General features: G+C 63.0%; 12 protein-coding genes. 11 read left to right on the top strand and 1 reads right to left on the bottom strand.

Annotated features, from left to right (window positions below; genetic code table 11):
- Positions 1-184 precede the first annotated feature (184 nt).
- The gene (locus ACN0SW_RS01640; RefSeq protein ID WP_417726139.1) at positions 185-1,381 is read right to left on the bottom strand and encodes an NAD(P)/FAD-dependent oxidoreductase; all 1,197 of its coding nucleotides are present in this window, start codon (positions 1,379-1,381) and stop codon (positions 185-187) included.
- Positions 1,382-1,507: 126 nt separating this feature from the next.
- Between ACN0SW_RS01640 and ACN0SW_RS01645 the strand changes: the two genes are divergently transcribed.
- From ACN0SW_RS01645 to ACN0SW_RS01695, 11 genes are all read left to right on the top strand, one after another.
- Entirely contained in the window at positions 1,508-2,671 is a 1,164-nt protein-coding gene (locus ACN0SW_RS01645) for a peptidoglycan glycosyltransferase FtsW (RefSeq protein ID WP_417726140.1), read from the top strand.
- On the top strand, positions 2,668-3,774 hold the full coding sequence (gene murG, locus ACN0SW_RS01650) for an undecaprenyldiphospho-muramoylpentapeptide beta-N-acetylglucosaminyltransferase (protein ID WP_417726141.1): 1,107 nt from the start codon (positions 2,668-2,670) through the stop codon (positions 3,772-3,774). The genes ACN0SW_RS01645 and murG overlap by 4 nt, the downstream gene beginning before the upstream one ends.
- The gene (gene murC / locus ACN0SW_RS01655) at positions 3,771-5,168 is read left to right on the top strand and encodes a UDP-N-acetylmuramate--L-alanine ligase (protein ID WP_417726142.1); all 1,398 of its coding nucleotides are present in this window, start codon (positions 3,771-3,773) and stop codon (positions 5,166-5,168) included. Before murG ends, murC begins: the two co-directional genes overlap by 4 nt.
- Before the next feature lie 4 nt (positions 5,169-5,172).
- A complete protein-coding gene (locus tag ACN0SW_RS01660) occupies positions 5,173-6,360 on the top strand; it encodes an APC family permease (protein WP_417726143.1) in 1,188 nt (395 codons plus the stop codon).
- On the top strand, positions 6,357-6,602 hold the full coding sequence (locus tag ACN0SW_RS01665) for a DUF2484 family protein (protein WP_417726144.1): 246 nt from the start codon (positions 6,357-6,359) through the stop codon (positions 6,600-6,602). Before ACN0SW_RS01660 ends, ACN0SW_RS01665 begins: the two co-directional genes overlap by 4 nt.
- Before the next feature lie 55 nt (positions 6,603-6,657).
- Positions 6,658-7,599: a UDP-N-acetylmuramate dehydrogenase gene (gene murB, locus ACN0SW_RS01670; protein WP_417726320.1), complete on the top strand. Its 942-nt coding sequence runs from the start codon at positions 6,658-6,660 to the stop codon at positions 7,597-7,599.
- A 51-nt stretch (positions 7,600-7,650) separates the two neighbouring features.
- Entirely contained in the window at positions 7,651-8,574 is a 924-nt protein-coding gene (locus ACN0SW_RS01675; RefSeq protein WP_417726145.1) for a D-alanine--D-alanine ligase, read from the top strand.
- Positions 8,562-9,431, top strand: coding sequence for a cell division protein FtsQ/DivIB (locus ACN0SW_RS01680; RefSeq protein ID WP_417726146.1), 870 nt, complete (start codon positions 8,562-8,564; stop codon positions 9,429-9,431). The genes ACN0SW_RS01675 and ACN0SW_RS01680 overlap by 13 nt, the downstream gene beginning before the upstream one ends.
- Positions 9,432-9,434: 3 nt before the next feature.
- Complete coding sequence (gene ftsA, locus ACN0SW_RS01685; protein WP_417726147.1) at positions 9,435-10,769, top strand: cell division protein FtsA; 1,335 nt, start codon at positions 9,435-9,437, stop codon at positions 10,767-10,769.
- A gap of 173 nt (positions 10,770-10,942) precedes the next feature.
- Positions 10,943-12,544 carry a cell division protein FtsZ gene (ftsZ, locus tag ACN0SW_RS01690; RefSeq protein WP_417726148.1) on the top strand — a complete coding sequence of 534 codons (1,602 nt, stop codon included), beginning with the start codon at positions 10,943-10,945 and terminating at the stop codon, positions 12,542-12,544.
- Between the two features lie 346 nt (positions 12,545-12,890).
- Complete coding sequence (locus ACN0SW_RS01695) at positions 12,891-13,739, top strand: outer membrane protein assembly factor BamD (protein ID WP_417726149.1); 849 nt, start codon at positions 12,891-12,893, stop codon at positions 13,737-13,739.
- Positions 13,740-13,744: the final 5 nt, after the last annotated feature.

Genomic DNA, 13,744 nt, shown 5'->3' on the forward strand with positions numbered 1-13,744 from the left:
TGGCGGTTGCGGGTAAGTCTCTTGCTGCCGTGAACCCCATCCCGTTTGCGCGGACCAAAGGCGCCGCAGGCTCTGCCGCGCAGCGCCCACCCGGCGGACGGTCCCTGCGCGGTTTGTCAGCTGGGGCGGGCGTCCCCTTCAGGCGGGGGCGTGCCGTGGCGGCCATTGATTTGACCGGGATGCTTCAGGACGCCGGTTCACCTTGGGCAATTGCCACACCTGCCGCCCACCCCGAAGACCAAGCCCATTGGAAATTATAGCCGCCGAGCCAGCCGGTGACGTCCACCGCTTCGCCGATGGCATAAAGGCCGGGGAGGTGCCGGGATTGCAGGGTCTTGGAGGAGAGCGCATCGGTGGCGATGCCGCCAAGGGTGACTTCGGCGGTGCGATAGCCTTCGGTGCCGGTCGGTTTGAGCTGCCAGTCGCGCAGTGCGGCGGTAATCTCGGCCAATCGCACGTCGGATTGATCCGCAAGATTGCCCGCAAGACCAAGGGCCGGGGCGAGATGCGCCACCAGTTTGGCAGGCAGGTGATGGCTGAGTTCGGTGGTCAGGTTGCGGCGACCGGCCGTCTGACGCTGGCGGCGCAGCGCGTCGTAAAGCGTGGCGGAGGGGTCGAGATCAAGGGTGATCGTCTGACCTTCGTGCCAAAAGGATGAGATCTGCAGGATCGCAGGGCCAGAGAGGCCGCGATGGGTGAAAAGCGCCGCCTCGTCAAAACTGACCCCGTCGCAGGTGGCGCGCACGGGCAGGGCGGTGCCGGAGAGCCCGGCAAAGGGTGCGTCGGAAAAGGTGAGTGGCACGAGGGCGGGGCGGGTTTCGGTGATCTGGTGGCCAAAGCGCTGGGCGATGTCATAGGCAAGGCCTGTGGCCCCCATCTTGGGGATGGATTTGCCCCCCGTCGCCAGCACGAGGTTGCGGGCGGTGACGGTCATGCGCCGACCCTCACGCTCTAGCGTGGCGCAGAACTGGTGGCCGTCGTGCGAAAGATCGGTGAGCCGGGTCGAAAGCCAGAGTTCGGCCCCGGCATTGCGCAGTTCCGTGACCAGCATGGCGACAATCTGGGTGGCCTTGTCGTCGCAAAACAGCTGGCCCAGGGTTTTCTCGTGCCAAGCGATGCCGTGGCGGGCGATCAGATCGAGAAAATCCCATTGGGTGTAGCGCGACAGGGCCGATTTGCAGAAATGCGGGTTCTGGGACAGGAAATTGCCCGGCCCGGTGCCGAGGTTGGTGAAATTGCACCGCCCGCCGCCCGAGATGCGGATTTTCTCGCCCGGCGATTTGGCATGATCAATCACCAGCGTGTCCGGTCCGGCATGGGCCGCGCACATCATGCCGGCGGCCCCGGCCCCGAGAATAAGAGTGTTGAAGGCGTGGCGCATGGGCGTGCCTCTGACGCGAAAACCCGCCGATTGGCAAGGGGATAGTTCTAGCATTAAGGCGAAAATAACGCTAGGATATGTGTTAGACCCCGGAAAGGGGCGCAAGATGCATGAGGCGGCAGTCAGATGACAGAGATGGTCTATGGGGCAGTGCCCCTGCGGGACGCAGAGCCCGTCATTCCCAAATGGTGGCGTACGATCGACAAATGGTCGCTGACCTGCGTTCTGATCCTGTTCGGTATCGGGATGCTGCTGGGCCTCGCCGCCTCGCCGCCTTTGGCGGAAAAGAATGGTTTGGGCGCGTTTCATTATGTGCAGCGACAGGCGCTCTTTGGCGGGATCGCGCTGGCGGTGATGGTGCTGGTGTCGATGATGCGCCCCGAGATGGTGCGGCGCATGGCGGTGCTGGGGTTTCTTGCGGCCTTTGTGGCACTGATGGCGTTGCCTGTTCTGGGCACGGATTTCGGCAAAGGCGCTGTGCGGTGGTACAGTCTGGGTTTCGCTTCGGTGCAGCCTTCTGAGTTTCTCAAGCCGATGTTCGTGGTGATGGCCGCGTGGATGATGGCGGCAAGCCAGCAGGTGAACGGGCCTCCGGGGATGAGTTGGTCGTTTTTTCTGGTGCTCGTGATCCTGGCCTTTCTTGCCATGCAGCCCGATTTCGGACAGGCGGCGCTGGTGCTGTTTGGCTGGGGGGTGATGTATTTTGTGGCCGGGGCCCCGGTGACGCTGCTCTTGGCTATGGCCGGGGGCGTGGTGCTGGTGGGCAGTTTCGCCTATGCCAATTCCGAGCATTTCGCGCGTCGGATCGACGGATTTCTGAGTGCAGAAGTGGACCCGACAACGCAGCTTGGTTTTGCCACCAATGCGATCCACGAGGGCGGATTTTTTGGTGTAGGCGTTGGCGAAGGGCAGGTGAAGTGGAGCCTGCCGGATGCCCATACCGATTTCATCATTGCGGTCGCGGCCGAAGAATACGGGCTGGTTCTGGTGCTGTGTATCATCGCGCTCTATTCGAGTGTCGTGGTGCGTTCGCTGTTGCGGCTGATGCGCGAGCGTGATCCGTTCATCCGGTTGGCGGGCACTGGCCTTGTGGTGATGTTCGGTGCGCAGGCGATGATCAACATGGGGGTCGCGGTGCGGCTCTTGCCGGCCAAGGGCATGACCCTGCCCTTTGTCAGCTATGGTGGCTCTTCGGTGGTGGCAGGGGGGATTGCCGTGGGCATGCTTCTAGCCTTTACCCGGACCCGGCCACAGGGCCAGATCGGGGATATCCTGCGGGGGCGACGGTGAGCGAACGACAACCTCTCTTGATCATCGCGGCGGGCGGAACCGGCGGGCATATGTTTCCCGCGCAGGCGCTGGCCGAGGTGATGCTGCGCCGGGGCTGGCGGGTGCGGCTGTCAACAGATGCGCGGGGCGCTCGCTATGTTGGCGGCTTTCCGCATTCGGTTGAAATCGAGCAGGTGGCAAGTGCCACTTTTGCGCGGGGCGGGTTTCTCAACAAGCTGATGGTGCCATTTCATATCGCGGGCGGTGTGATTGGAGCCAGCCTGCGGATGCTGCGCGACAAGCCGGATGCCGTGGTGGGCTTTGGCGGTTATCCGAGCATCCCGGCGCTGGTGGCGGCGTGGGCGCTGAGGCGTCCGCGCATGGTCCACGAGCAGAACGGGGTTCTGGGACGTGTGAACCGCATTTTTGCGCGGCGGGTCGATCTGGTGGCTTGCGGCACATGGCCGACAAGCCTGCCCGAAGGCACGCAAGCCGAGCATGTGGGCAATCCGGTGCGCGCGGCGGTTCTGGAGCGGGCGGGGGCGGCCTATATCGCGCCCGGAGATTATCCGATGTCGGTGCTGGTGATCGGCGGCTCTCAGGGGGCGCGCATTCTGAGCGATGTGGTGCCCGCCGCGATTGCCGCGCTTCCTGATGCGATCCTGCGCAATGTCCGCGTGAGCCATCAGGCGCGCGATGAGGACATGACCCGCGTGGCGCGGTTCTATGCCGAGGCAGGAATTGACGCCGATGTGCAGCCGTTTTTCCGCGATGTGCCGCGCCGGATGTCTGAGGCGCAACTGGTGATCAGCCGGGCGGGGGCGTCGAGCCTTGCCGATATTTCGATCATAGGCCGGCCTGCGATCCTGATCCCCTATGCGGCTGCAGCGGGCGATCATCAGGCCGCCAATGCGCGCGGTTTGGCGGCGGCGGGCGGGGCGATCGTGATCCCGGAGAGCCGGTTGTCCGAGGCGGGGCTGTCCGAGCAGATCACCGCTGTTCTGAGCGATCCGAGGGGCGCGTCGATGATGGCGCAGGCGGCGCTGAGCTGCGGTATGCCGGACGCGCCGAAACATCTGGCCGATATGGTCGAAGACATTGCGAATAAAGGGCAGAGCCGATGAATGCAGCCACCAAGCTACCGACCGATATTGGACCCATTCATTTCGTGGGGATCGGTGGTATCGGCATGTCGGGGATTGCCGAGGTGTTGATCAACCATGGTTACCGGGTGCAGGGGTCTGATCTCAAGCCCACGCCCATCACCGAGCGGCTGGCGGGGATTGGCGCCACTGTCTTTGAGGGGCAGCGTGCAGAGAACCTAGAGGGTGCCGAGGTGGTGGTGATCTCGTCGGCCATCAAACCCGGCAATCCCGAGTTGGACGAGGCGCGCAGGCGCGGTTTGCCAGTCGTTCGCCGGGCCGAGATGCTGGCCGAGTTGATGCGGCTCAAGTCCAACATCGCGGTGGCGGGCACCCATGGCAAGACCACGACCACGACGCTGGTGGCGGAGCTTTTGGTCAAGGGCGGGATTGATCCGACGGTCGTCAATGGCGGCATCATCCATGCCTATGGCAGCAATGCGCGCATGGGGCAGGGCGAATGGATGGTGGTCGAGGCCGACGAGAGCGACGGCACCTTTAACCGCCTGCCTGCAACCATTGCCATCGTCACCAACATAGACCCCGAGCATATGGAGCATTGGGGTGATTTCGAGCGGTTGCGGCAAGGGTTCTATGACTTTGTCAGCAATATCCCGTTTTACGGTTTGGCGGTCTGCTGCACCGATCATCCAGAAGTGCAGGCGTTGGTCGGGCGGATCACCGACCGGAGGGTTGTCACCTATGGGTTCAACGCGCAGGCCGATGTGCGGGCTGTCAATCTGACCTACGACAAGGGCGTTGCGCATTTTGACGTGGCCCTTCAGGCCGAGGGGCGGATGATCGAAGGATGCACCCTGCCGATGCCCGGCGATCACAATGTCAGCAATGCGCTGAGCGCTGTGGCTGTCGCGCGGCATCTGGGCATGAAGCTGGATGAAATCCGCGCCGCCTTGGCCAGTTTTGGTGGCGTCAACCGGCGCTTTACCCGTGTGGGCGAAGTGAATGGCGTGACCATCATCGACGATTACGGGCATCACCCGGTCGAGATTGCCGCCGTGCTGCGCGCCGCACGTCAGGCGACGACGGGCCGGGTGATCGCGGTACATCAGCCGCATCGGTATACCCGCCTGTCGAGCCTGTTTGACGATTTCTGTGGCTGCTTCAACGAGGCCGATGTGGTGGCGATTGCCGAGGTTTATGCCGCAGGCGAAGCGCCTATTCCGGGGGCGAGCCGTGATGATCTGGTGGCGGGGCTTATTCGCCATGGTCATCGTCATGCCCGCGCCATTCACGACGAGGATGATCTGGAGCGGTTGGTGCGTGAACAGGCCGGGCCGGGGGATATGGTGGTTTGTCTGGGGGCGGGCACGATCAGTGCCTGGGCAAACGGCCTGCCCGCGCGGCTTAAGGGATAGGCGGATGGCCGAGATCCTCAAACGCAGGATCGGGCTTGGATTACTGACCGCGTATGGCGTCGGGGTGATTGTCGGGGCGGGGATTTACGTTCTGGTGGGTGCTGTGGCCGCGCAAGCCGGGATCTGGGCCCCGATTTCCTTTGTGTTGGCCGGGATTGTCGCGGCACCCACCGCGCTGAGCTATGCCGAGTTTTCCACCCGTCTGCCAGAAGCGGCGGGCGAGGCGGCTTTTGTCGCCAAGGGGCTGCAAGCGCCGTGGCTGGGTACGCTGGTGGGTTTGGCAATCGTTCTTGCTGGCGCTGTGTCGGCGGCGGCGGTGCTGCGCGGCGGTGTTGGCTATCTGGGTGCGGTGACGGGGCTGCCAATGGGACCGAGCGTGGTGGTGATCGGTGTCGCGCTGGCGGCGGTGGCGGTGATCGGCGTGCTGGAGAGTCTGGCCCTTGCGGCGCTTTTCACGGTGGTCGAGATTCTGGGGCTGGGCATGGTGGTTTTCGCGGGGTTCAACGCGGTGCCGGTGGCCGATTTTGAGATGCCTGCGGAAATTGTCTGGTCGGGGGTCACGGCGGGGGCGGTGCTGGCGTTTTTCGCCTTCATCGGCTTTGAGGATATCGTCAACATGGCGGAAGAGGTGCGCACGCCTGAACGCACCCTGCCACAGGCGATCGTGTTGTCATTGGTCATCGCAAGCCTGCTTTATGGGCTGGTCAGTTGGGCGGCGGTGCGGGCGGTGCCGCTGGATCAGCTTAGCGTCAGCGAGCAACCTTTGGCGTTGGTGTGGCAGGTCGGGCAGGGCGGCAGCGCCACATTCTTGTCGCTGATCGCGGCGGTGGCGGCACTGAACGGCGTGCTGGCGCAGATTGTGATGGCAAGCCGGGTTCTGTTTGGTCTGGGGCGGCGCAGCGTCTGGTTGTCCGGGTTTCACCACGCGCACCCGCGGTTTGGCACGCCGGTGCGCGCAACCATGCTGATTGGTGTGGCGGTGGTTGGCGGGGCTCTGGCCTTGCCGGTGGCGGATCTGGCGGGGGTGACCTCGATGCTGCTGTTGTCGGTCTTTGTGTTGGTCAATGGCGCGCTGATCATGATGAAACGGCGGGTGCCGGAGGCGGCGTTTAGGGTGCCGATGGCGGTGCCGGTCTTTGGTCTGGTGGCCGCATTGGCCGCCTTGGGCGTGAGCGTTGGAGGTATGGGATGACGGTGTCTCTGGTTCTGGCCTGTCTCTGGGCGGTGGCGGCGAATGTGCTGGCGATGCTGCCAAGCCGCAACAACTACTGGCGGCGGGCCTATGTGCTGATTGCGGTGGGCGTGCCGATCCTGGGCTTTGTGACCTGGCAGAATGGGCCGTGGATTGGCCTGTTGGTGATGGTTGCGGGGATGAGCGTGCTGCGCTGGCCGGTGATTTATCTCGGGCGGTGGCTGCGGCGAATTTTGGGCTAGGATTGGCGCAGGGGGCTTTACCTTGGGCGCGTCGAAGGGCAGAACCGCAGCCATGATGACTTTGCCGGACGCTCGGGGCACGCTGACCCCAAACAGGCCCTTGGCCGACCTGACCTGGCTGCGCGTCGGCGGGCCGGCCGATTGGCTGTTTCAACCGGCGGATCTGCCGGATCTGGTGGCATTTCTGGCTGGGCTGGATGCGTCCGTGCCGGTGTTTCCCATGGGGGTGGGCAGCAACCTGATCGTGCGCGATGGTGGGCTGCACGCGGTGGTTATCCGGTTGGGGCGTGGATTCAACGCTATTCGGGTCGAGGGGAGCCGGGTGATTGCAGGGGCCGCTGCGCTGGATGCGCATGTGGCGCGGCGGGCGGCAGAGGCCGGGGTCGATGTGACATTCCTGCGCACCATTCCGGGAAGCATCGGCGGGGCGGTGCGGATGAATGCGGGTTGTTACGGGTCCTATGTGGCGGATCATCTGGTCGAAGCCAAGGTGGTGACGCGGGCGGGGGAGGTGGTCACGCTGACGCCCGATGCGCTGAAATTTGCCTATCGGCACAGTGTTTTGCCAGAGGGTTGGGTGATCGTCGAGGCGACATTTGAGGGGGAGGCAGGCGATCCGGCGGCGCTGGAGGTCAGGATGGCCGAGCAGATCGCCAAGCGCGATGCGACACAGCCCACCAAAGAGCGCAGCGCAGGCAGCACATTTCGCAACCCGGCGGGGTTTTCTTCGACCGGGCAGGCCGGGGACGTGCATGATCTCAAAGCCTGGAAGGTGATCGAAGAGGCCGGGCTGCGCGGGGCAAGGCGCGGTGCGGCGCAGATGAGCGAGATGCATCCCAATTTCCTGATCAACACCGGCGGGGCCACTGCCGCCGATCTTGAAGGACTTGGCGAAGAGGTGCGAAAAAAGGTTTTTCAAATGCGTGGAATAGAGTTAGAGTGGGAAATCATGAGGGTCGGTGAACCGGCTCCGGGCGAAAGCCCTCAGGCAGACTAACAAAACAACACTACAACAGGGCCGGTGAACCGGCTCGGGACATTGAGGCACATGGTGGTTGGTTCGAGCAGAACAACCCCGAAAGTGGCGGTGATCATGGGCGGCCCCTCGGCGGAGAGGGAAGTGTCGCTCTCTTCAGGACGTGAATGCGCCGTCGCGTTGAGGGAAGCAGGGTATGACGTGGTCGAGCTGGATGCTGCGGCGGACCTGTGCGCGCGCTTACAAGAGATAAAGCCGGACGTTGTCTTTAATGCCCTGCACGGGCGTTGGGGCGAGGACGGGTGTGTGCAGGGGGTGCTGGAATGGCTCGGCCTGCCCTATACCCATTCGGGCGTGTTGAGCTCTGCGCTCGCCATGGACAAGGAGCGGACCAAGGTGGCCTATCGTGCCGCCGGTCTGCCGGTGGTGGAGAGTGTGCTGGCGCGGCGCGATGAGGTGCGGACGCGGCATGTGATGCCGCCGCCCTATGTGGTCAAGCCATATAATGAGGGGTCTTCGGTCGGGGTCTATCTGGTCGAGGCCGGTGCCAATCGTCCACCTGCGTTATCGGACGACATGCCCGATGTGGTTATGGTCGAGGCCTATGCGCCGGGGCGCGAGCTGACGACGACGGTTGTGGGCGACCGCGCCCTGACGGTCACGGATATTCTGACCGAGGGCTGGTATGACTATGATGCCAAATACAAGCCCGGCGGTTCGCGCCACGTGGTGCCTGCCGACGTGCCGCAGGAGATTTTCGACGCCTGTCTCGATTATGCGCTGAGGGCCCATGCGGTTCTGGGCTGTCGTGGGGTGAGCCGCACCGATTTTCGTTGGAACGAGGCCAAGGGGCTGGACGGGCTGATCCTGCTTGAGACCAATACGCAGCCGGGGATGACGCCCACCTCGCTGGCGCCGGAACAGGCGCAAGCGCTGGGCCTGTCCTTTCCCGAGTTGTGCCGCTGGATGGTGGAGGATGCGTCATGCAACCGGTGATCCCGCGCGCAGATCCCGCACCGTCGCGTTTGTCCTATCGGCTGGAACGGCTCATGCTCACGCCGCTCTATCGTTGCCTGATCCGGTTTGGGCCGCCGGTGCTTGTGGTGGCGGGGATCATTGGCGGTTATCTGGGCGATGAGGGCCGCCGCACCGCGCTGGTGGAGCAGGTCGCGGAACTGCGTCACCAGATTGAGACGCGGCCGGAATTCATGGTCAATCTTTTATCGGTCGAAGGTGCCAGCGTCAGTGTGCAGGAGGATATCCGCGAGATATTCCCCTATGATCTTCCGGCGAGTTCGTTCGATCTCGTGCTTGATGATATTCGGGTGATGATCGAGGAATTGCCCGCCGTGGCGCGCGCCGAAGTGCGGATCCGGCAGGGGGGCGTGATGGTGGCCGAGATTACCGAACGCGTGCCTGTCGCGCTCTGGCGGACGCGCGATGCAATCAATGTGGTCGATATCGAGGGCGAGGTGATCGGCGTTGTGGCGGTTCGGGGCGAACGGGCCGATTTGCCGGTGATTGCCGGGGATGGTGCGCCCGAGCAGGTGGCCGAGGCACTGGAGATCCTGCGCGCTGCGGCTCCGATGGGTCTTGAGATGCGCGGTCTTGTGCGGATGGGTGCGCGCCGCTGGGATCTGGTCTTGGCCGATGGCAAACGCATTCTTTTGCCCGAGACCGGGGCCGTGCGGTCACTGGAGCGGGTGATGGTGCTCAATGGGGCGCAGGACATGCTGGCGCGGGATCTGGTGGCGGTTGATATGCGGATCGCCGCCCGCCCGACCATCCGGTTGAACGAACACGCCATGGAAGAGTGGTGGCAGATAACACAGATGAGCTTGGGGATGAACTGAACGATGATCGAGCTGTATGAATCCCAGAGGGCGATGCGCCATATGCGCAAGGTGGCGATGCAACGCGGTGTGGTCGCGGTGCTGGATGTCGGCACGTCCAAGATCGCCTGTCTGGTGCTGCGCTTTGACGGCACAGAGCGGTTGCACGAGGCCGAAGGCATCGGCCGGATGGCTGGTCAGGCCGGGTTTCGGGTGATCGGGGCGGCGACGACCCGGTCACGCGGCGTGCGCTTTGGCGAGATCGACGCCATGGCCGAGACCGAGCGCGCCATTCGCACCGCCGTACAAGCGGCGCAGAAGATGGCGAATATCCGGGTCGATCATGTGATCGCCTGTTTTTCGGGCGCGGGTCCGCGCAGCTATGGTCTGGCCGGTCAGGTCGAGTTGGAAGGCCATACCGTCAGCGAGCAGGACATCAGCCGTGTGCTGAGCGCCTGCGATGTGCCGGATTTCGGTGAGGGGCGTGAGGTGCTGCATGCGCAGCCGGTCAATTTTGCGCTGGACCACCGCAGCGGTCTGATTGATCCGCGCGGGCAGATGGGGCAGGTTTTGTCCACCGACATGCATATGCTGACGGTTGATGGCGCTGCGATCCAGAACCTTGCCTATTGCGTCAAGCGCTGTGATCTGGAACTGGCCGGGGTTGCCAGCTCTGCCTATGTGTCAGGCATTGCCGCCTTGGTCGAGGACGAACAGGAACTGGGCGCGGCCTGTATTGATCTGGGCGGCGGCACGTCGGGTGTGTCGATCTTTATCAAAAAGCACATGATCTATGCCGATAGCGTGCGTATGGGCGGCGACCATGTGACCAATGACATTTCCATGGGATTGCAGGTGCCGCAGGCCACCGCCGAGCGGATCAAGACATTCTATGGTGGGGTTGTGGCCACCGGCATGGATGACCGCGAGATGATCGAGATAGGGGGCGATACCGGCGATTATGAGCATGACCGCCGCCGCGTGAGCCGGGCCGAGTTGATCGGGATCATGCGTCCGAGGGTTGAGGAAATTCTGGAAGAGGTGCGCGCGCGGCTGGATGCGGCGGGGTTCGATCATCTGCCCAGCCAACAGATCGTTTTGACCGGGGGCGGCAGCCAGATCCCTGGACTGGACGGGCTGGCGAGCAAGATACTGGGTCAGCAGGTGCGGCTGGGGCGGCCCCTGCGGGTGCACGGCCTGCCGCAGGCGGCAACCGGGGCGGGATTTGCCAGTGCTGTGGGCATGTGCCTCTTTGCGGCCAATCCGCAGGACGAATGGTGGGATTTCGAGATTCCCGTCGATCGCTATCCGGCGCGGTCGCTCAAGCGCGCGATGAAATGGTTTCGGGACAACTGGTGACCGCTATATGTGGCGTCATCGGCGAAATCCCGCGAAAAAGGCCGAGAATGTGGCCATATTTAGTGGCCATATAGTGTTTTTTAGGTGACGATTGGGCCAACCATCGGTAAGAATGGAGCCAATTAGGCGGAAAACAGCCCGCGAATGTGGGCATCAGGACAGGCGGACAAGCTATGACACTCAACCTCACTATGCCCGGACATGACGAGCTGAAGCCCCGTATCACCGTTTTCGGTGTGGGTGGGGCAGGTGGCAACGCCGTGAACAACATGATCGAGAAGCGTCTCGATGGTGTGGATTTCGTGGTGGCCAATACTGATGCGCAGGCGCTGAGCCAGAGCAATGCAGAGAGCCGAATTCAGCTGGGCGTCAAGGTGACTGAGGGTCTGGGGGCAGGGGCGCGCGCCTCTGTGGGCGCTGCTGCTGCGGAAGAGAGTATCGAGCAGATCGTCGATCATCTTGCGGGCGCGCATATGTGCTTTATCACCGCTGGCATGGGTGGCGGCACCGGCACCGGGGCCGCACCGATCATCGCGCAGGCCGCACGGGAATTGGGTGTGCTGACGGTCGGTGTTGTCACCAAGCCGTTCCAGTTCGAAGGCGCAAAGCGCATGCGACAGGCCGAGGAAGGCGTTGAGGCGCTGCAAAAGATGGTCGATACGCTGATCATCATTCCCAACCAGAACCTGTTCCGTCTGGCCAATGAAAAGACCACCTTTACCGAGGCGTTCAGCATGGCTGACGACGTGCTCTATCAGGGCGTCAAGGGGGTGACCGATCTGATGGTGCGCCCCGGCCTGATCAACCTTGATTTCGCCGATGTGCGCGCCGTCATGGACGAAATGGGCAAGGCGATGATGGGCACTGGCGAGGACAGCGGTGAAGATCGCGCCATTCAGGCCGCCGAAAAGGCGATTGCCAACCCGCTCTTGGATGAAATCAGCCTGCGCGGGGCCAAGGGGGTGCTGATCAACATCACGGGTGGGCATGACCTGACGCTGTTTGAATTGGACGAGGCCGCAAACCGGATCCGCGAAGAAGTCGATCCAGATGCCAATATCATCGTGGGCTCCACGCTTGATCCGTCGATGGAAGGGTCGATCCGTGTGAGTGTTGTGGCCACCGGCATCGACGTGAGCCAAGTCGCCGCCGATCTGCCTGTGCCGCGCCGGTCGATGGCGCAGCCGCTCAAGCAGCAGGTCAGCGCCGAGGTCCCCGTTGCGCAGCCTGAGCCGGCACCGGTTGCCGCCCGCGTGGCCGAGCCTGAGCCGTCGCTCTTTGGCGCAATGGAGGCGCAGCGCGCCGCCGCCGAAGATCAGATGGAAGACATCTTTGAGGAAGAAATCGCAGAAGATGATCTGCCGCCCCCGGCCTATCAGCCGCGCGTCGAAGAATTTGCGGGCAGTGCCTATGACGAGGAAGAGGAGCTGGAGGCCTATGTTGCCCCGCGCGCCCCGGCCCCCGGCACGCCTTCGCCTGAGGCATTGCAGCGTTTGCAGGCCGCAGTTGGGCGCGTCCCGGTGCAGCCGCAACAGCGCCGCCCCGAACCCGAGGCGCGGGCCCCGGAAGAGCGTCCGCGCTTTGGGATCAACTCGCTGATCAACCGGATGACCGGGCATGCCGCGCCTGAGGCAGATCGGTCGCAGGCCGCTCCGCGCCCGTCGCGTCAGCAACCCACGATGGGCAGCGCGCAGCCGCAGCAAGCCCCGGCGCGCGCGCATGACGAAGATGAGCAAATCGAGATACCAGCGTTTCTGCGTCGTCAGGCGAACTGAACCTGATCCGAGCGATTTCTGGAAAAGCCGCCCTAACCGGCGGCTTTTTCGATCTTATCAGCGCGGGGCGGAATATACCGCTGAAGCAGGCAGTCGCCGCGCCTCCAGCGGCTGAGAATTGCCCGTGATGATGAGCGAAGGCGGTGGAGCAATGGATCTGTCGCTTCCTCGGCAGAGGTCTGCAAGCGCGGGCGTCGGCTGCGTATCTCGGTGGAATTTTGCATGTCGCCTGAGATCGCCCCCGCTAAATGCGCCAAAGGCGTTTTGCACCGCAAATTAATATGCTAGGACCGAAACCATGCGGGCGAAATGCCCTGCGTTTTCGTAACTGAGAGTGAGATCGCGCATGAGAATCGGCACGTCCCGGGCCAGGCTGTTCGGAGCCCTTGCTGTGGCCATCGCAATTGCGGGCTGTGGTCAAAAGCAAAGCGTTGAACGTGGAACTGTCGATTACGAGAATTACACCGCGCAGCAGATTTTCGAGCGCGGCGAGTATGACCTCGCGCAGCGCGACCCGGAACTGGCCGCCACGAACTTTGCCGAGGTTGAGCGGCTGTATCCCTATTCGGATCTGGCCAAGCGCGCCGTGATCATGCAAGCCTATGCCCATCATCAGGCCAAGCAGTATGAGGAAAGCCGTTCGGCTGCGCAGCGTTTCATCGACTTTTATCCCACCGATGAAGATGCAGCCTATGCGCAGTATTTGCTGGCGCTGAGCTATTACGACCAGATCGATGAGGTCGGGCGCGATCAGGGCCTGACCTTTCAGGCCTTGCAGGCGTTGCGTGAGGTGATCGAGCGCTATCCTGACAGTGAATATGCCAATTCTTCCATTCTGAAATTCGATCTGGCCTTTGATCATCTGGCCTCTAAGGAGATGGAGATCGGGCGTTATTACCTCAAACGCGACAATTTTGCCGCTGCCGCAAACCGGTTCCGGGTGGTGGTTGAGGATTTCCAGACGACGACCCATACCGCCGAGGCGCTGCACCGGTTGGTCGAGTCCTATCTGTCACTGGGCCTTGTGAATGAGGCGCGCACCGCCGGGGCGATCCTTGGGCATAACTTCCAAGGGACGGACTGGTATGAGGACAGCTACAAGCTGTTGACCGGGCGCGGCTATACGCTGGAGGCGGCCGGAGATGGCTGGTTGCAGCAGATTTATCGTCAGACCATCAAGGGTCGCTGGCTATAAGGGGG

The sequence above is a fragment of the Roseovarius sp. genome (assembly GCF_048262375.1).
In the GTDB taxonomy this organism is placed as follows: Bacteria; Pseudomonadota; Alphaproteobacteria; order Rhodobacterales; family Rhodobacteraceae; genus Roseovarius.